Source organism: Burkholderia sp. WTPI3, from assembly GCF_021483755.1.
Classification (GTDB): Bacteria; Pseudomonadota; Gammaproteobacteria; order Burkholderiales; family Burkholderiaceae; genus Burkholderia.
In genome coordinates this window covers 1-17,985 of the sequence record NZ_JAGIXF010000062.1, presented here as the reverse complement: position 1 = coordinate 17,985, position 17,985 = coordinate 1, and the positions used below count along the sequence as shown (strand labels likewise).

Sequence of the window (17,985 nt, the reverse complement as noted above, 5' to 3'; positions counted from 1 at the left end):
TCGCGCGGCCCGTCTACAGGTCGAGTACCAGCATGTCGGTTCTGGATCGCGAGCAGCACGGCATGAACTGGTCGCCGGCTGCCTTCTCGTCGTCGGTCAGATACGAGTCGCGATGATCGGGCTCGCCTTGCAGCACGCGCGTCATGCACGTGCCGCATACGCCTTGCTCGCACGACGTCAACACGTCGACGCCGTTTGCGGCCAGTGCCGCGACGACGGTGCATGCGGCCGGCACGTCGATCACCTGGCCGCTGCTCGCGATGCGAACCTGGAACGCGCGATCGGTGTCGGACGACTCGACTGCGCCGCCGAAGAATTCGTAGTGCAGCCGCTCGCCGGCCCAGTCGCGTGCGCGGGCTTCGGCCAGTACCGCATCCATGAAGCCGCGCGGGCCGCATACGTACAGATGCGTGCCGTCCGGCGCCGCGGCGAGCACGGTGGCGAGGTCGAAGCGTTGCGCGGGATCGCCGTCGTCGACGTGGAAGCGGGCGCGATCGTGGAACCCGGCGGCGTTGATCCGTTCGACGAACGCCATGCGATCGGTCGAGCGTGCGCAGTAATGCATGTCGAACGCGATGCCGGACGAGAACAGCCGTTCCGCCATGCACAGAATCGGCGTGATGCCGATTCCGCCGGCGAGCAGCAGGTGATGCGGCGCGTTCGGCGCGAGCGGGAAATGGTTGCGCGGCATCCCGATCTTCACGGTATCGCCTTGCCGGACCTCATCGTGAATGGCGCGCGAGCCGCCGCGGCCGTCGGCATCGCGCAGCACCGCGATCTGATAGCGGTCGGCGTGTTCGGGGTGATTGCACAGCGAGTACTGGCGCACGAGGCCGCCCGGCAAATGGACGTCGATATGGGCGCCCGCGTCGAAGCGCGGCAGCGGCGAACCGTCGTCGCTGACGAATTCGAACCCGCAGATGTCGCGCGCTTCCTGCCACTTGCGGGCGACCCTGACCGTCAACGTCGCGGCGCTCATGACGCCTCCTTCATCGGCGTGACCGGAATCACCGGCCGCTGCGGGCTCGCTGCGCGTTCGCCGGCGAGCAGCCGGTCGATCACCTTGCGCGACAGCACGCCGCCGGCGTCGATGTTGAGCTTCAGCAGCGCGCGATCCGGCCATTTCTCGAGGTTGAGTTGCTGGCGCTCGAGCATCTCGAGATCCTCCGCGAAGATCTTGCCCTGGCCTTCGCGGATCTCGGCGGTCAGCGCGGGATCGTCGGGCCGGAAGTTGCGCGCCATCCCCCAGAAGTACCAGATCGACGTGTCCGTCTCGGGCGTGATGAAGTCGACGACGATCGACGACGCCTTCAACTCGGCCGGCGCGTCGTAGCCGCCATGGCCGGCATGCGCGACGCCGACTTCGATCATCACGTGGCTCGGCGGCGTGAAGCGGCAGATCTGCCAGCGGTCGACCGGCACGTCGTCGGCGAGGCCGTTGCCGCGCAGCGCCATCTGCCAGAACGGCGGCGGCATCACGTTCTCCATGAAACGGCTCGTGACGACTTCGTCGCCGTGGCTGGTTGTCTTCGGCGGTGCTTCGTCGATTTCCTTCTGGCCGATGCTCGTCGCGTGCACGTAAGTCTCGTGCGTGAGGTCCATCAGGTTGTCGATCATCAGCCGGTAGTCGCAGCGGATGTGATACAGGCCGCCGCCGTGCGCCCAGGCCGGATCCTCGGCCCACGCCAGCGTGGGCAGTTTGGCGGGATCGGCTTCGGACGCGTCGCCGGGCCATACCCAGATGAATCCGTAGCGCTCCACCACCGGGAAGCTGCGAATCGGCGGAAACCCGCCGACGCGCTGGCCCGGCATGCCCGCCGTCTTGCCGTTGCAGCCCATTTCGAGCCCGTGATAGCCGCATACGAGCACGCCGTCGCGCACGAACCCGAGCGACAGCGGGGCGCCGCGGTGCGGACAGAAGTCCTCGAGCGCGGCCACCTGGCCGTCGGCCGCGCGGTAAAACACCATCGATTCGTTGCAGATCTTGCGGCCCAGCGGCTTGCCGTCGATTTCGTCGGGCGTGCACGCCACATACCAAGCGTTCTTGAGAAACACGTTCGTCGTCTCCTTCAGGTCGGTGCCGCCGATACGCGGCGCCTCTTCATTCCGTGTACTGAATGAGATTCAGTGTACTCATTGAGATTGGCGCGGGCAAGCCGGGCGGTATACTGGTTTTCCCGGGAAATGGCGCGAGGCAGCGCCATGCCGTTGGCGCACGCAACCGGCGTGCGCCGCCTATGTCATCGCTCATTCATGGAAAAAACGAATCCCGCCGACGTGCCGACCTTCCCGCTCGATCTGTACGACGAGCCCGGGCACCTGATCCGGCGCGCGCACCAGATCGCTGTCGCGATGTTTTACGAGAAGCTGGGCCGGGACGTGACGCCGGTGCAGTACGCGGTCCTGCGGATGCTCTACGAGTGTCCGGGGCTCGACCAGGTGACGCTCGCGCAGCGGGTGGCGCTCGACACGTCGACGACGGCGGATCTGGCGGTCCGGCTCGAAGCGAAAGGGCTGATCGTGCGCGAGGTGCTGCCGCGGCGTCAGCGGCGGCTGCTGTTGACGCCGGCAGGCGTGGAATTGCTCACGCACCTGATTCCGTCGGTGAAGGAGTTGCGTGCCGGCCTGTTCGACGGGATGGGCGAGGACGATTCGGAGGAACTGATGCGCCTGTTGCGCAAGTTCGTGCATCTGAACAACGAGCAGAGCCGCGCGCCGCTGCGGGTCGGCGAGGACTCGTAGCGTTTCCGCTTTCCGCGCGACGGCGCAGGGGCGAAAAGCGGGGCGGCGGGCGCGCGGCGCGCCCGCGTCACGGGCGTGACGCTTCCCCTTCCAGACGCCGCACCGCTTCCGCGACTTCATTCCTGAAGCGCACCAGCGCCGCCTGCTCCGGCGCGGGCGGCTGCACGGCCGCCCACAGCATGTCGATCAGCTGCGCGGCCGTCGTTTCCGTGTCGAGCTTGCGGTGCCCGAGGATCGCATCCCACAGCACGTGCTCGATCGGCCCGAACACCATCGAGCGCAGCAGACTCAGCGGCATGTCGCGGCGCACCTGCCCGGCCGCCTGGCCGCGCGCGAGCACGTCCATCAGCGGCGCCGTGTAGCGGCGCTGCAGCGCGGTGAGCTCGTCGCTGAGCGCATGCTGCTTCGCACGGCCTTCCGACAGCACCAGCGCGCACAGCCCCGTGCCGTTCACCAGCATCAGCCGCAAGTGCGTGCGCACGACGAACGCGAACTGCTGCTGCACCGACGCCTCCAGCGGCATGCCGTGTTCGAACGCGGCAATGATTTCGTCATACCAGTCTGCGATCACGCGTGCGCACAGCTCGCGCTTGCCGCGGAAGTAGCTGAACACCGTGGCCTCCGATACACCGACGCGCTGCGCGATCTCTGCGGCCGTCGCATGCTCGTAACCCTTTTCTGCGAACACTTCCCGACCGGCGCGCAGGATGTCCTGCACGCGCTGCTGGGATTTGCGCCCGGCGGGTGCGCGCGACGAGTCGGCGCGGTCGGCTTTGGCGGTGGCGGTCATGGTGTCGGCGGTAGCGGCTGTCATGTCTCCATGATATCTGAGTATCACTCAGAAAACTATTGACTACAGGCCGGACGAAGCGCGAAACTGTGCAAAATTTCCGCTGCATTAGCTTAATGAATCGACGCATTGATCCGATTTGAGCGAAACTCAGAAATCGGCGCATGCGACCCACTTTCTGGAGACGGAGGAGACATGATCAACCTGCCCGGCGTGCAATTCATGCTCGGTGAAGACATCGAGATGCTGCGCGACGCTGTCGCGACGTTTGCGGCGAAGGAAATCACGCCGCGCGCGGCGGAGGTCGACCGCACCGACCAGTTTCCGATGGATCTGTGGAAGAAGTTCGGCGATCTGGGCGTGCTCGGGATGACGGTGTCCGAGGAATACGGCGGCGCGAACATGGGCTACACCGCCCATATGGTCGCGATGGAGGAGATCTCGCGCGCGTCGGCGTCGATCGGCCTGTCGTACGGCGCGCATTCGAACCTGTGCGTGAACCAGATTCACCGCAACGGCACCGAGGCGCAAAAACAGAAATACCTGCCGAAGCTCGTGTCGGGCGAACACATCGGCGCGCTCGCGATGAGCGAGCCGAACGCCGGCTCCGACGTCGTCAGCATGAAGCTGCGCGCGGACAAGCGCGGCGATCGCTACGTGCTGAACGGCACGAAGATGTGGATCACCAACGGCCCCGACTGCGACACGCTCGTCGTCTATGCGAAGACGGACGTCGAAGCGAACGCGCGCGGCATCACCGCGTTCATCGTCGAGAAGGGGATGAAGGGCTTCTCGGTCGCGCAGAAGCTCGACAAGCTCGGCATGCGCGGGTCGCACACGGGCGAGCTCGTGTTCCAGGACGTCGAGGTGCCGGAAGAGAACATCCTCGGCCAGCTCAACGGCGGCGTGAAGGTGTTGATGAGCGGCCTCGACTACGAGCGCGCGGTGCTGTCGGGCGGCCCGACGGGCATCATGGCCGCGTGTCTCGACGCGGTGGTTCCGTATATCCACGACCGCAAGCAGTTCGGCCAGGCAATCGGCGAATTCCAGTTGATCCAGGGCAAGGTCGCCGACATGTACACCACGTTCCAGGCATGCCGCGCGTACCTGTACGCGGTCGGCCGCCATCTCGACTCCGCGGGCAGCGATCATATTCGCCAGGTGCGCAAGGACTGCGCGGGCGTGATCCTCTACACGGCAGAGAAGGCGACGTGGATGGCCGGTGAGGCGATCCAGATCCTCGGCGGCAACGGCTACATCAACGAATACCCGGTCGGCCGCCTGTGGCGCGATGCGAAGCTGTACGAGATCGGCGCCGGCACGAGCGAGATCCGCCGGATGCTGATCGGCCGCGAGCTGTTCGCGGAAACGATGTAACGCCCCACGTCACGCGAACGGAGCCCCGTCGATGCCGATCATCGAATCGAAACTGAATCCGCGCTCGGAAGAATTCCGCGCGAACGCCGCGGCGCTGGAGGCGGTCGTCGCCGACCTGCGCGCGAAGATCGAACAGCTCGCGCAAGGCGGCGGCCAGGCCGCGCGCGACAAGCACCTGTCGCGCGGCAAGCTGCTGCCGCGCGACCGGATCGCGCAACTGCTCGATCCGGGCTCGCCGTTCCTCGAGCTGTCGCAGCTCGCGGCGAACGGCATGTACAACGACGACGCGCCGGGCGCGGGCGTGATCACCGGCATCGGCCGGATCTCGGGCCGCGAATGCATGATCGTGTGCAACGACGCGACGGTCAAAGGCGGCACGTACTACCCGATGACCGTGAAGAAGCACGTGCGCGCGCAGGAAATCGCCGCGGAAAACCGGCTGCCGTGCGTGTACCTCGTCGATTCGGGCGGCGCGAACCTGCCGAACCAGGACGACGTGTTCCCCGACCGCGACCACTTCGGCCGCATCTTCTTCAACCAGGCGACGATGTCGGCGGCCGGCATCGCGCAGATCGCGGTCGTGATGGGTTCGTGCACGGCGGGCGGCGCGTATGTGCCGGCGATGAGCGACGAGTCGATCATCGTGAAGAACCAGGGCACGATTTTCCTCGGCGGCCCGCCGCTCGTGAAGGCCGCGACCGGCGAGGAAGTGAGCGCCGAGGATCTCGGCGGCGGCGACGTGCACACGCGCCTGTCGGGCGTGGCCGACCATCTCGCGCAGAACGACCCGCATGCGTTGTCGATCGCCCGCAACATCGTCGATCACCTGGCGCCGAAGATCGCGTCGCCGGTGGCGCTGCGCGAACCGAAGCCGCCGCGCTATGACGCGAAGAGCCTGTACGGCGTGATTCCCGTCGATACGCGCAAGCCGTTCGACGTGCGCGAGGTGATCGCGCGCATCGTCGACGATTCCGAATTCGACGAATTCAAGGCGCGTTTCGGCACGACGCTCGTCACGGGCTTCGCGCACATCTGGGGCCACCCGGTCGGGATCATCGCGAACAACGGCATCCTGTTCTCCGAATCGGCCGTGAAGGGCGCGCATTTCATCGAGTTGTGCTGCCAGCGCAAGATTCCGCTCGTTTTCCTGCAGAACATCACGGGCTTCATGGTCGGGCGCAAGTACGAGAACGAAGGCATCGCGCGTCATGGCGCGAAGATGGTGACGGCCGTGTCGAACGCGAAGGTGCCGAAGTTCACGGTGATCATCGGCGGCTCGTTCGGCGCCGGCAATTACGGGATGTGCGGCCGCGCGTTCGGCCCGCGCTTCCTGTGGATGTGGCCGAATGCACGGATCTCGGTGATGGGCGGCGAGCAGGCCGCGTCGGTGCTCGCGACGGTGCGTCGCGACGGCATCGAGGCGAAGGGCGGTTCGTGGTCGGCCGAGGAAGAGGATGCGTTCAAGCAGCCGATCCGCGACCAGTACGAGCGCCAGGGGCATCCGTACTACGCGAGCGCGCGGCTGTGGGACGACGGCGTGATCGACCCCGCGCAGACCCGCGACGTGCTCGGGCTCGGCCTGGCCGCGTCGATGAACGCGCCGATCGACGATACGCGCTTCGGCGTGTTCCGCATGTAACGGCCAGGAGAACTCACCGATGCGATACGAAACGATCAAGGTAAGCGAAGCCGGCCGTGTGGCGACCGTCACGCTCGCACGCCCCGACGTGCGCAACGCGTTCAACGAGACGGCGATCGCCGAGCTGACCACCGCGTTCGAGTGGCTCGATGCGCACGAAGGCGTGCGCGCGATCGTGCTCGCGGCCGAAGGCCCGGCGTTCTGCGCGGGCGCGGACCTGAACTGGATGAAGAAGATGGCCGGTTACTCGGACGACGAGAACCGTGCCGATGCGCGCAAGCTCGCGCGGATGCTCGAGGCGATCCACCGCTGCGGCAAGCCGGTGATCGCGCGCGTGCATGGCGACGCGTATGCGGGCGGCGTGGGCCTCGTCGCTGCGGCCGACATCGCGATCGCCGTCGACGGCGCGAAGTTCTGCCTGTCCGAAGCGCGGCTCGGCCTGATTCCCGCGACGATCGCGCCGTACGTCGTGCGCGCGATGGGCGAGCGCGCCGCGCGCCGCTACTTCACGACGGCCGAAGTGTTCGACAGCACGCGCGCCGCGTCGCTCGGCTTCATTCACGAAGCGGTTCCGGCCGAGGCGCTCGACGAAACGGTCGCGAAGCTGGCCGCGGCGCTCGTCGCGAACGGCCCCGACGCGGTGCGGGCGTGCAAGCGGCTCGTGGCGGACGTGGCCGGCCGCCCGCTCGACGCGACGCTGATCGAGCAGACCGCCGACTGGATCGCGCGGACCCGCGCAGGCGCGGAAGCGCGCGAAGGGATCGCATCGTTCCTCGAAAAGCGCACGCCTTCGTGGCGTGAATGATGGCGTGCCAATAACTTTCCGGACGACACCGAAGCCATGTTCGACAAGATTCTGATCGCCAACCGCGGCGAAATCGCCTGCCGCGTCGCCGCGACGTGCAAACGTCTCGGGATCGCGAGCGTCGCCGTCTATTCCGACGCGGACGCGAACGCGAAGCATGTCGCCGCGTGCGACGAAGCCGTGCACATCGGCGGCTCGGCGGCCGCGGACAGCTACCTGCGCATCGAGCGCATCATCGAGGCCGCGCGCGCCACGGGCGCACAGGCCATTCACCCCGGCTACGGCTTCCTGTCGGAGAACGAGGATTTCGCGCATGCGTGCGAAGCGGCCGGCATCGTGTTCATCGGGCCGCCGGTCGACGCGATCGCGGCGATGGGCTCGAAGGCAGCCGCGAAGGCGCTGATGCACGCGGCCGCGGTGCCGCTCGTGCCCGGCTATCACGGCGACGACCAGGATGCGGGCAACCTGCATCGCGAGGCCGACGGGATCGGCTACCCGGTGCTGCTGAAAGCAAGCGCGGGCGGCGGCGGCAAGGGGATGCGCGTGGTCGAGCGCTCCGAGGACTTTCCGGCGGCGCTCGCGTCGTGCCAGCGCGAGGCCGCGAGCAGCTTCGGCAACGACCGCGTGCTGATCGAGAAATACCTGACGCGCCCGCGTCACGTCGAAGTGCAGGTGTTCGGCGACACGCACGGCAACACCGTCTACCTGTTCGATCGCGACTGTTCGGTGCAGCGCCGTCACCAGAAGGTGCTCGAGGAAGCGCCGGCGCCGGGCCTGCACGACGACGTGCGCCAGGCGATGGGCGAAGCGGCTGTCGCGGCGGCGCGCGCGGTGAATTACGTCGGTGCGGGCACCGTCGAATTCATCATGACGGGCGAAGCGTTCTACTTCATGGAGATGAACACGCGGCTGCAGGTCGAGCACCCGGTCACCGAGATGGTCACGGGGCTCGATCTCGTCGAGTGGCAACTGCGCGTCGCGTCCGGCGAGCCGCTGCCGCTGAAGCAGGAAGAGCTGCGCGTGCAGGGTCATGCGCTCGAGGCGCGTCTGTATGCGGAGAACCCGGCGCGCGGCTTCCTGCCGTCGACGGGTACGCTGAAGCACCTGCGGCTGCCGCACGGCGTCGAGTTCGCGATCGGCGCGCCGGTGCGCGTCGACAGCGGCGTGCGCGAAGGCGATGCGATCACGCCGTTCTACGATCCGATGATCGCGAAGCTGATCGTGCACGGCGCGGACCGTGCGGAGGCGCTCGGCCGGATGCTGCGTGCGCTGCGCGCATGCGAAGTGGTCGGGCTGCACACCAATGCCGCGTTCCTGCAGCGGATCGTTGCTTGCGAGCCGTTCGCGATCGCCGATCTCGACACGGGCCTGATCGAGCGCAATCACGATGCGCTGTTCGCGCCGCAACAGCTACCGCGCGCGACGCTCGCGCTGGCCTGCGCGGCATTGTTCGCACGCGAACGGAGCGCGGCCGCGCAGGAAGGTGCGTCGCCGTGGCGTTCGCTGCCGGACTGGCGGCTGAACGGCGGCTATCGCCGCACGCTCGACTGGCATGCGCCCGATCGCGAAGCGGACCTGACGGTGACTTACGAGGACAACGGCAGCGGCGCGCGGATTGCCGCCGGCGACGCGGCCGCGCAGCCGTTCGCGTGGATGCGTGGCGCGACGCCGCTCGACTTCGACGTGACGCTCGACGGTGTGCGCAGCAGCGGCCGCGTGTATGCGGACGGCGACAGTTTCCACGTGTTCACGCAGGGCGTGGCCGAGACGCTCGAATGGCGCAACGTGCTGGCGCACGCGGGCGATGTCGAGCATGGCGGCGGGCGCCTGACCGCGCCGATGCCCGGCAAGGTCATCGCGGTGCTGGTCGAGCCGGGGCAGAAGGTCGAGACCGGCACGCCGCTGATCGTGATGGAAGCGATGAAGATGGAGCACACGATCGGCGCGCCGGGCGCGGGTGTCGTCGCGGAAGTGCTGTACGGCGTCGGCGACCAGGTCGCGGACGGTGCACAGTTGCTGGTGATGGCGGAGAACTGAGCGGTGCGGACGCGTGAGGGCCGTTGCCGGCTCTCACGCGCGGGACTAGGGCCGTGCTTCAAGGCAGGAAAGGCCCGACGACATCCGGATGCGAATGCCTGATGCGCATGCATCGGGACGACACCGCATTCTGGTGTCGTGGTTGTCGTTCTCGTTGCGCGTAGACAATAATAAATAATCTGCGTGTGGCGTCTTCAAGATCTTTGAATCGTCCAGTGATCCTCGCCGGTGAGCGGCAGCGCGACATGTGCTGTTGCGCCGCCTTGCACCGGTTTGCCCGTTGCAACAGTTGTTCAAAGATCGAAACCGGACCCGTCCGGACTTCTTCGCTGAAATGAACTGGCCGCTTCCTCTTGTGCAGAAAGGGGAAGCGCGATGGCGGCTACTTTCCGGGACGTCTGGAAAATCAGGCTCGACCAAAGCTACAACTGCGCGTTCTTGCCCATGCTCGACATGGCTGCGTTACCGTAACCGCCGGGATGTGCGGCTCAGTGTCCTGCGCAATGATCGAATGAACGTAGCTGAGAGAAAGACCGAGTTCGCGAACAAATATAAATACGGAATTCACATCGACCATACCCCGCCAGAACTTCTCTGCCTGATTGTTATCGACGTGGCCTGTGATGAATTGGGTATCGATGATGCTGTCGGGATCGCGATGATTTTGTTGGGTCAAAGGTTCGTGCCGACCAGAGGGAAGTTCGGCGGAGCGGTCAAGGGAACCTCGATCGCATCCAGGGTATCGAGAAAGGTGCTGCCCTATGAACTCAAGTACAAAATTCTGCCAACGGTAACGTCATTCAAGAGTCTCCTGCTGCTCAAGATCAAATTTACCAGGGAGCTCGGCGCCTTTGTCGGGCGGGCCGTACCGGTGGTCGGCTGGGTCATTACCGCTATCGATATATCAATCATCATGTATCGCTCTACAGTCACGTACAATGACTTGGTCAAGCAGGAGGATCGCTTTTAATGGACGGTCGTCTGATAGAGATGGTGCGGGATGAGGCTGATTCGCCATTGCAGGGCGAGCTCGAGATTACCCCGGACACGGATCTCTGCATCGATCTTGAAATTTCCGACAGAGCCATGTTGAGGTTGATGCGGAGATTTTCGGAAACGTTTGGTGTTGATATTGCCGATTTCGACATTGACTATTATTACCCGTCCCGGAAACTGGGATTGGGTCGATTCTTGATGACGGTATTCAGGTCGCCATTTAGTGCTGACGCCCGGGACAAAATACTGGAGCACCCGCTTACCGTCAAAATGATGGAGGCGGCGATTGAAACCGGGCGGTGGACGATGTAACCGCTCAAAAAGGGCCAGGCATCGCCCGGTTCATTGCTGGCCAGCGCGTGCATCCGCATGCACGTCGATCCCTGTCGCGCGACACTGTCGTGTAACACGTCAAACTTAGCATGTCGGCGTCGATATGACCGGCGCGGCTTCGCGTCCGCGTCACGTCATCACATCCACGGAGAACCGTTATGCGAAAGTCGGCCCTGCGGCCCTTCGCGGTCGCCGGCCTGCTCACGCTGATCGCACTCCTTAGCGCCTGCAACGACGACCTGACTGCAACCCCTGCGCCTGTCGCGCAGCAGAAGGCCGCGTGCGGCGGTGGCACGGTCGCCACCGCGCAGATGCGCTGCCCACCGGGTTTCACCGCCCCGGCTTCCTCGCCCGCATCCTGATACCGGCCAATTCCACCAGAAATCCAATCACGAGCAATCAGCATGGCTATCCATTCGCGACGCGATTTTCTGAAGTTCTCCGCTGGCCTCGCCGGTGCGACCGCCGCCACCGCGCTGCTTCCCGAGTCGATCCGCAAGGCGCTTGCGATCGAGCCGAATACCGTGACGGGCACGATCCAGGATGTCGAGCACATCGTCGTGTTCATGCAGGAAAATCGCTCGTTCGACCATTACCTCGGTCACCTGAGCGGCGTGCGCGGCTATAACGACCGCTTCCCGGTCACGCTGCCGAACGGCAAGCCGGTCTGGTTCCAGCCGCGACAGGAAGACCAGGCGAGCGTGATCGCGCCGTTCCGCTACGACACGACCGACCCGGGCGTCAACGCACAGTGCATCGGCGGCCTGCCGCATACGTGGGCGACGACGCACGGCGCGATCGACAACGGCCGGGCGGATCAATGGGCGGTGCAGAAGTCGAACATGACGATGGGGTACCACATCCGCGACGATATCCCGTTCCATTACGCGCTCGCGGATGCGTTCACCGTGTGCGACAACTATTTCTGCTCGATTCCCGGCAACACGCATCCGAACCGGATGTACCTGATGACGGGCATGGTCGACCCGCTCGGCACGGGCGGCGGCCCGCTGCTCGACAACACCGACTACATCGACAACCAGTTCGACAAGATCCAGTTGCCGCCCTTCAGCTGGACGACCTACCCGGAGCGGCTGGAGAAGGCCGGTATCTCGTGGCAGATCTACCAGCAGGGTACCGGGTTCGACAATTTCACCGGCAACTACGGCACGAACATGCTGGCGTGCTTCAACAACTTCGTGAACGCGCCGGCCGGTTCGTCGCTGCAGACGCGCGGGATGAGCACGCGACCGATCACGCAACTGAAGGCCGACGTGCAGGCGAACGCGCTGCCGCAGGTGTCGTGGCTGCTGCCGCCCGCCGCGTATTCCGAGCATCCGAAGTTCACGCCGTTGTACGGCGCCTACTATTTGTCGACGATCCTCGATGCGCTGACGTCCAATCCCGAGGTGTGGAGCAAGACCGTCCTGCTCGTCATGTACGACGAGAACGACGGCTTCTTCGATCACGTCGTGCCGCCGTCGGCGCCGACGTTGCCCGGCTCCGGCATGAGCACCGTGGACGTGTCGCTCGAGCGGCACGACCACGTGACGTCGACGCAAACCGGCACGTATACGGCCGACAACCTGCCGTACGGCCTCGGCCCGCGCGTGCCGATGTTCGTCGTGTCGCCGTGGTCGAAGGGCGGCTTCGTCTGCTCGCAGGTCTTCGATCACACGTCGGTGCTGCAATTCATCGAGCAGCGCTTCGGCGTGATGGAGACGAACATCTCGCCGTGGCGCCGCGCGATCTGCGGCGACCTGACGTCGGCGCTGGACTTCTCGAAACCGGATGCCACGTTGCCGAGCTTGCCGAGCACGCAGTCGTATGTCGCGCAGGCCGACCTGCAATGTTCGCGTGCGTCGTCGCAGACGGCGCCGGCCAGTACCGCGCAGCAGGTCGTGACGGCGCAGGAGTCGGGCACGCGGCCGGCTCGCGCGCTGCCGTACGAGTTGCACGTCACCGGGCAACTCCAGGCGCAAGGCTATGCGCTGACGTTTGCGAATACCGGCACTCAAGGCGCGCACTTCTGGGTCTATACGGGCGATCCGGCCGCGATGCCGCGCCGCTATACGGTCGAAGCGGGCAAGCAACTGACCGATACGTGGGCACTCGACGCAAGCGGCAACTATCTCGTGAGCGTGTGGGGCCCGAACGGCTATTTCCGGCGCTTCGCGGGCTCGGCCGCGGCGGACGCCGGCGCGAAGCCGGAAATCACGCCGTGCTATGACGTCGCCAACGGCGACGTGTACGTGACGATCGCGAATGCCGGCGCCAGCGCGCTCACGGTCACGGCGACCGATGTCGCGTACGGCGGGGCGCCGCGCACGCTGACGATTCCGGCGGGACAGCGCGTCGAGGCGCACTGGGACCTGTCGTGCAGCAGCCGCTGGTACGACTTGCAGTTCGCGGTGGCGGGCAATGCGGGCTGGGTACGCCGCATCGCGGGGCACGTCGAAACCGGCAAGGCCAGCATCACCGACCCAGCCGCCGTCGCGCCGACGATCACCGCGATCTGACGGCAACCGGCGTGCGCCGGCCGGCCGATGGCGGCTGGCGCACGCGCGGGCGATGTCGAGGGGCGGCGGTGCGTCGGGCTGGCACCCGTCACTCGTTACCGTGCGCCCTCATCGGCACGCCATCCCTTCGTCATGCCCATTAGCCGCTCGCGCGGCGAACCGGCCAGGTGCTGACCATTCCTGACACTGTGCGACTGGCGCTCCGCTAGAATGCCGGGCTGCCGCCGGCATTTGCCGCCGCTTGACGCGGGCGGCGCTTCGCACGCTACACTGCGTGGATTCCAGCCTCATCCAACCTCCCATCCCGCCAACGATGACGTCTCCTGCCCTGAACGGCCTGCGCATCGGCATCACCATCGGACTGCGCACCCCCGACGAAAGCCTGTGGATCAACGGCATCAAGCAGAACGCGCTGTTTCTCGCGAAGCTGCTGATGGCGTCGCCGCACCGCTACCGCGTGACGCTGGTCAACACGACCGACGTGCCGCTCACCGATGCACTGCCTTGGGATCGCAGCGTGTACGACACGCGCGCGTTCGCCGACATGAAGGACGCGCTCGACGTCGTGATCGAACTCGGCGGGCAGATCGACGGCGAGCAGACGGCTTACCTGAAGGCGCGCGGCGCGAAGATCGTCAGCTATTGCTGCGGTGTCGAGTACATCAACGCGATGGAGTCGATGCTGTTCGGCCGCCGGCTGTGGGATTCGCTGTTCATCAACCGCGGCTACGACGAGGTGTGGGCGATTCCGCAGATCGCGCCATCGTCGCTGCCGTTCCTGCAGTCGCTGCGCCGCTGCCCCGGGCGCGTCGTGCCGTTCGTGTGGGATCCGATGTTCCTGAGCGCGCGGGCGCAGTCGCTTCCCGAGCACGGCGAATACCGGCCGCGCAGCGAGCCGGGCAAGCGGCTCACGGTGATGGAGCCGAACCACAACGTCGTGAAGTTCTGCGTGTATCCGATGCTGATCATCGACGAAGCGTATCGCCGCGACCCCGATTCGATCTGCTTCACGCACGTGACCAACGCCGATCGCCTCGCGCACGACAGCCCCGAGTTCGTGATGCTGATGAACTACCTGGACATCGTGCGCGCGGGCAAGGCGAGTTTCGTCGGGCGCTTCGACACGCCGCTGTTCCTGGCCGACCTGACCGACATCGTCGTGTCGCATCAATGGTCGAACCCGCTGAACTACTTCTATTTCGACGTGTGCTGGCAGGGCTATCCGCTCGTGCACAACGCGAGTCTCGCGCCCGAGCTCGGCTACTACTATCCCGACAACGACGTGCAGAAGGGCGCCGATGCGCTGCTGCATGCGCTGCACACGCACGACGATGACTGGGAAGGCTATACGCGGCGCCAGCGCGACATCCTCGCCCGCTATACGTCGGCGAACCCGGCGCTGGTCGCCGAATACGATGCGCTGCTCGCCAACCTGACCGGCGCGACGGCCGCATAGCCTCGCCGGAGGCGAGCCGGGGTCCGCATTCGTTCGCGATCTGCGCGACTTGCCGCGGCTGCGCGTGCCGTCATTCGGAGTGTTCCGGGGTTAAAGTCTGAAGAAACGATGCCGTTAAAAAAGAAACCGTCGAACCGGGGAGATTCGACGGTTTTTGAAGGCACGAATTTGACGGCTCCGAGGGAAGTCCGTCGAAAATAATTTTATAGGTTAACAAGTCGAAAAGATTGTTAAATATCTTACAGAGGCGAGCTGTCATATAATTCGGATCGCTATTGTCGACGGAATTAAGATCGATTCCGCTTTGGATCTTCGTAATATCGTTTGAAACGGCGAAATTGAATTCCGCGGTGACCGAATCGCGATCGGCGATGCGGCCGGAAGGCCATGCCGGGCGGGATCGACGCTGATTGACGGGGCGGCTTCATCGACGGCTATTCGTCACATCAAATGACAAACATCCGATCTTTGAAACTCGTGTCGAGAATAAATAATCCGCTGAAGGCGTCTGGCGCCGGTTAATAAACTGAATCGACTGAAATTTCCCCGACAGTTTTGTGTAACCTGTCGCACTGTCGGCAGGGTGTCGCTGTGGTGTATTTTCCCTGTTTGAATATCGTTGACAATATCGGATTTGACGGCGCGCCGAAATGAAAAGTACGCTCCCGGAAAAGATCGAAATAAGAGGATGGGCCGGGTAGGCGGTGGAGCATGTCGTTGTCGGCTTGCTCCACATGTATCTTGAGCGCGGGCCGTCATCGGCGGCCCGACATTTGCCGGAGCGCCGGATGAGTACGGTCGAACCTCGCCTTGAGGCGAACAGGGAAGCGTATCGGGACGAGATCGATCTCGTATTCGGTGCCGCTGACGATCACCCCGACCTCGCGTCGGTACGCAGTTTCGTCGAAAGCCGGCTCGGATTCGCGCGCGAGCCGGTATGCCGGGCCGATCTGTCGGGCGGCGTGCTGTATCACGAATGCCTCGCGCGATTGCGGTGGGGAGGGCGCGACACGCTGCCGCCGCTCGCATTTCTGCCACGTCTCGAATCGCTTGGATTGATGCGCTGGTTCGACCGGCTCGTGGTCAACCGGACGATCGACGAGTTGCGCGCCGATCCGAAAGCCGTGTACGGCTGCAATATTGCGGCGCCGAGCGCGGTTGTCGACGACGCGTGGATGGCCATCATCAGGCGGCTCGAGCGCGAGCCGTCGGCCGCGGCACGGCTGGTCGTCGAAATCACCGAGACGGGGCCGCTGAACCCCGTCGCGGGCCGCGCGTTCGTGAATCGGTTCCGGCAGGCCGGATGCCGCGTTGCCATCGACGACTTCGGCGTCGGTTTCAGCGCGCTCAACAGTCTGGTGATCGGCAATCCCGATATCGTGAAGCTCGACCGGTCGGTGCTCTCGCTGATCAAGCGCAACGCGATCGGGCGCTATCAGTTTCGCCGGCTGATCGCGTTTGCGCACGAAAGCGCACGGCACGTCGTCGTCGAAGGCGTGGAGAACGAGGTCGACCGGCAGATCATCCTGGATTCCGGCGTCGCGTGGGCGCAGGGCATCCGGTTTTCGTGGCGCTCGCCGGCTGCCGCATGACGTCGCGGCGCGTAGGTATCGGGCAATCCTGGATCGCGAAGGGGCGAACATGTCGCACATGAAGGCCGGGCTTGGGACGGGCACGCAGGCGGCCGACGGGCGCGCGCTCGTCGCGATCGCCGAGCTTGCCGACATGCTGCGGCAACTCGGTGCGGACGCGGCCGATGCGCCGCTCGACGTCGCGCCGTTTATCGATGGCCTGAACGTCGTTGCCCACCGTATTCAGCGGATGAAGCCGCTCGACGCCGAGAGCCGCGAACTCGCGGCGCGGCACTATTACGGCGGCGTGATCGCGGGCGCGTGCGGCGACGACTCGGCGATCGCGCGCGGCGTGTCCGGCAGCATGGCGCGCCACGCCGGCCGCGTCAGCCGCCAGGCGAACCGCTGTTTCGCGGCGCTTGCGCGAGTCGGCCGCCGGCATGGCCTTGCGTTCGCCGCGCAGCGCGGCGACAAGGTGCCGGCCTAGCGCGCTGCTGCTCGCTTGACGCTCGACTCACGTCGACAACCGGCTTGCCACGTCCGGCAGGCCGGTTATCAATCTTTTCCGAAACCGCCGAGCACGAGCGCCAACGTGCGGTCGACCGCATCGTCCCATCGCCCCGCGTGCGCGGCGCGCACGATCCGGATGCCCGGGTAGAGCGCCGTGCGCGAGCCGGTTTCCCAGCGCGCATCGGCTTTCGGGCTGAGCAGCAGCACGGCCGGCACGCCCAGCGCACCGGCCAGGTGGATGTGCGCGGTGCAGGTGGTGACCACGACGTCCATCGCGAGCATCAGCGCCGCCAGATCGCTGAAGTCGCCGATCGTATGATGCGGGAACGTGACCGGCAGATCCGGCGACTCGGATTGCGCGGACACGTCACGGTTGAGGCAGTACGCGGCATGGCCGTGCAGCCGCGCCAACGGCGCGAGGTCGCGCAGGCTGGCCGCGCGCCGGAAGCGCGTGTCGCTTTCGTTTTGACCGCGCCAGTTCAGGCCGATGCGGCGCGTGCCGGGCGCGCTGCCGTCGCGCGCGACGCGTTCGCGCCACGCGGCCGCCTGCGCGGGCGGACACGACAGATACACGGCCGGTGCGCCGTCCGGCGTCGGCGCGTAGCCGAACTGCGCGGCCAGCACCAGGAACGAGCACCAGTAATCGTAAGCGATCTGCGAGGTGTCGACCCACGCGCCGTGGGCGCCGACGAATTCGATGCGCGGGAACGTGTGACGCATCAGGCTCGTCAGCGCATCGGGCACGACGACGGTCACCGCCGCGCAGCCGAGCGCTTCCAGCGCATGCAGGTAGCGCGCGTACTGGAACTGGTCGCCGGCGCCGCCGTAGCTGATCACGAGCAGCCGTTTGCCGTGCAGCGACTGGCCCTCGTAGAGGCGCTCCGTGGGCAGTCCGAATTGCGCGGCTGTCAGCACGTTCTCGCTGGCGATGGTCGCGCGCCCGGCCTCGGCGCGCCGGCCGGCGCGCAGCAGCAGTGCCGAGCGCGCAAGCTCGACGTGCCCGCGCTGCGCGTCGGGCAGCGCGGCCGGATCGCCGAAGCGTTCGAGCGCCGCGAGCCCGGCATCCGGCTCGCCGGAGAAGCCGTAGCACGACGCGAGCTGGAGTGCGATCGCGTCGTCGTCGAGTCCGCGGCCGCGCGCGCGTTGCCAGCGCGCGATCGCGTGCCCCCATTCGCAGCGGGACTCGTGGTCGAGTGCGCGATTCCAGTTC

At 65.8% G+C, this 17,985-nt stretch carries 15 protein-coding genes and 1 pseudogene; 12 read left to right on the top strand and 4 right to left on the bottom strand.

Translation table 11 applies throughout. From position 1 onward, the window contains the following. Positions 1-13: 13 nt before the first annotated feature. On the bottom strand, positions 14-979 hold the full coding sequence (locus tag J7024_RS26855; RefSeq protein WP_124829494.1) for a PDR/VanB family oxidoreductase: 966 nt from the start codon (positions 977-979) through the stop codon (positions 14-16). Beyond that, positions 976-2,055, bottom strand: coding sequence for an aromatic ring-hydroxylating dioxygenase subunit alpha (locus tag J7024_RS26850; RefSeq protein ID WP_124829493.1), 1,080 nt, complete (start codon positions 2,053-2,055; stop codon positions 976-978). Before J7024_RS26850 ends, J7024_RS26855 begins: the two co-directional genes overlap by 4 nt. A 198-nt stretch (positions 2,056-2,253) precedes the next feature. On the opposite strand from J7024_RS26850, the gene J7024_RS26845 reads away from it, so the two are divergent. Next, positions 2,254-2,742 (top strand): MarR family winged helix-turn-helix transcriptional regulator, encoded by a 489-nt coding sequence (locus J7024_RS26845; RefSeq protein ID WP_124829492.1) that lies wholly within the window; start codon positions 2,254-2,256, stop codon positions 2,740-2,742. Positions 2,743-2,809: 67 nt separating this feature from the next. On the opposite strand, the gene J7024_RS26840 is transcribed toward J7024_RS26845, so the two are convergent. Further along, positions 2,810-3,556, bottom strand: a complete 747-nt coding sequence (locus tag J7024_RS26840; RefSeq protein WP_124829491.1) for a TetR/AcrR family transcriptional regulator — start codon at positions 3,554-3,556, stop codon at positions 2,810-2,812. Positions 3,557-3,727: 171 nt separating this feature from the next. Between J7024_RS26840 and J7024_RS26835 the strand changes: the two genes are divergently transcribed. The 11 genes from J7024_RS26835 to J7024_RS26785 all read left to right on the top strand — a co-directional run bounded on the left by J7024_RS26835 (position 3,728) and on the right by J7024_RS26785 (position 16,752). Beyond that, positions 3,728-4,909: an isovaleryl-CoA dehydrogenase gene (locus J7024_RS26835; protein ID WP_124829490.1), complete on the top strand. Its 1,182-nt coding sequence runs from the start codon at positions 3,728-3,730 to the stop codon at positions 4,907-4,909. A gap of 31 nt (positions 4,910-4,940) precedes the next feature. After that, positions 4,941-6,548 (top strand): carboxyl transferase domain-containing protein, encoded by a 1,608-nt coding sequence (locus J7024_RS26830; RefSeq protein WP_124829489.1) that lies wholly within the window; start codon positions 4,941-4,943, stop codon positions 6,546-6,548. Positions 6,549-6,567: 19 nt separating this feature from the next. Further along, positions 6,568-7,353 (top strand): enoyl-CoA hydratase/isomerase family protein, encoded by a 786-nt coding sequence (locus tag J7024_RS26825; RefSeq protein ID WP_124829488.1) that lies wholly within the window; start codon positions 6,568-6,570, stop codon positions 7,351-7,353. A 36-nt stretch (positions 7,354-7,389) separates the two neighbouring features. Continuing rightward, positions 7,390-9,390, top strand: coding sequence for an acetyl/propionyl/methylcrotonyl-CoA carboxylase subunit alpha (locus J7024_RS26820; RefSeq protein WP_124829487.1), 2,001 nt, complete (start codon positions 7,390-7,392; stop codon positions 9,388-9,390). A 511-nt stretch (positions 9,391-9,901) separates the two neighbouring features. Beyond that, the gene (locus J7024_RS26815) at positions 9,902-10,360 is read left to right on the top strand and encodes an STM2901 family protein (protein WP_124829556.1); all 459 of its coding nucleotides are present in this window, start codon (positions 9,902-9,904) and stop codon (positions 10,358-10,360) included. Next, positions 10,360-10,698: a DUF1493 family protein gene (locus J7024_RS26810; RefSeq protein WP_124829486.1), complete on the top strand. Its 339-nt coding sequence runs from the start codon at positions 10,360-10,362 to the stop codon at positions 10,696-10,698. The genes J7024_RS26815 and J7024_RS26810 overlap by 1 nt, the downstream gene beginning before the upstream one ends. Before the next feature lie 179 nt (positions 10,699-10,877). Next, a complete protein-coding gene (locus J7024_RS26805) occupies positions 10,878-11,081 on the top strand; it encodes a hypothetical protein (RefSeq protein WP_096507707.1) in 204 nt (67 codons plus the stop codon). Between the two features lie 42 nt (positions 11,082-11,123). Next, positions 11,124-13,238: a phosphocholine-specific phospholipase C gene (locus J7024_RS26800; RefSeq protein WP_175796414.1), complete on the top strand. Its 2,115-nt coding sequence runs from the start codon at positions 11,124-11,126 to the stop codon at positions 13,236-13,238. Positions 13,239-13,551: 313 nt separating this feature from the next. Next, on the top strand, positions 13,552-14,694 hold the full coding sequence (locus J7024_RS26795) for a DUF2827 domain-containing protein (protein ID WP_124829484.1): 1,143 nt from the start codon (positions 13,552-13,554) through the stop codon (positions 14,692-14,694). A 788-nt stretch (positions 14,695-15,482) separates the two neighbouring features. Then, positions 15,483-16,286 (top strand): EAL domain-containing protein, encoded by an 804-nt coding sequence (locus J7024_RS26790; RefSeq protein WP_124829483.1) that lies wholly within the window; start codon positions 15,483-15,485, stop codon positions 16,284-16,286. Between the two features lie 49 nt (positions 16,287-16,335). Next, the gene (locus J7024_RS26785; RefSeq protein ID WP_175761712.1) at positions 16,336-16,752 is read left to right on the top strand and encodes a hypothetical protein; all 417 of its coding nucleotides are present in this window, start codon (positions 16,336-16,338) and stop codon (positions 16,750-16,752) included. A gap of 68 nt (positions 16,753-16,820) precedes the next feature. Here the strand turns inward: J7024_RS26785 and J7024_RS26780 are convergent. Then, positions 16,821-17,985 (bottom strand): annotated as a pseudogene (locus tag J7024_RS26780) (FkbM family methyltransferase); the annotation flags it as partial.

What these genes read in the sequence shown, in the direction of transcription:
- J7024_RS26855 (WP_124829494.1), bottom strand. Translation starts at nt 979, where the DNA reads ATGAGCGCCGCGACGTTGACGGTCAGGGTCGCCCGCAAGTGGCAGGAA.
- J7024_RS26845 (WP_124829492.1), top strand. Translation starts at nt 2,254, where the DNA reads ATGGAAAAAACGAATCCCGCCGACGTGCCGACCTTCCCGCTCGATCTG.
- J7024_RS26840 (WP_124829491.1), bottom strand. Translation starts at nt 3,556, where the DNA reads ATGACAGCCGCTACCGCCGACACCATGACCGCCACCGCCAAAGCCGAC.
- J7024_RS26835 (WP_124829490.1), top strand. Translation starts at nt 3,728, where the DNA reads ATGATCAACCTGCCCGGCGTGCAATTCATGCTCGGTGAAGACATCGAG.
- J7024_RS26830 (WP_124829489.1), top strand. Translation starts at nt 4,941, where the DNA reads ATGCCGATCATCGAATCGAAACTGAATCCGCGCTCGGAAGAATTCCGC.
- J7024_RS26825 (WP_124829488.1), top strand. Translation starts at nt 6,568, where the DNA reads ATGCGATACGAAACGATCAAGGTAAGCGAAGCCGGCCGTGTGGCGACC.
- J7024_RS26820 (WP_124829487.1), top strand. Translation starts at nt 7,390, where the DNA reads ATGTTCGACAAGATTCTGATCGCCAACCGCGGCGAAATCGCCTGCCGC.
- J7024_RS26815 (WP_124829556.1), top strand. Translation starts at nt 9,902, where the DNA reads ATGAACGTAGCTGAGAGAAAGACCGAGTTCGCGAACAAATATAAATAC.
- J7024_RS26810 (WP_124829486.1), top strand. Translation starts at nt 10,360, where the DNA reads ATGGACGGTCGTCTGATAGAGATGGTGCGGGATGAGGCTGATTCGCCA.
- J7024_RS26805 (WP_096507707.1), top strand. Translation starts at nt 10,878, where the DNA reads ATGCGAAAGTCGGCCCTGCGGCCCTTCGCGGTCGCCGGCCTGCTCACG.
- J7024_RS26800 (WP_175796414.1), top strand. Translation starts at nt 11,124, where the DNA reads ATGGCTATCCATTCGCGACGCGATTTTCTGAAGTTCTCCGCTGGCCTC.
- J7024_RS26795 (WP_124829484.1), top strand. Translation starts at nt 13,552, where the DNA reads ATGACGTCTCCTGCCCTGAACGGCCTGCGCATCGGCATCACCATCGGA.
- J7024_RS26790 (WP_124829483.1), top strand. Translation starts at nt 15,483, where the DNA reads ATGAGTACGGTCGAACCTCGCCTTGAGGCGAACAGGGAAGCGTATCGG.
- J7024_RS26785 (WP_175761712.1), top strand. Translation starts at nt 16,336, where the DNA reads ATGTCGCACATGAAGGCCGGGCTTGGGACGGGCACGCAGGCGGCCGAC.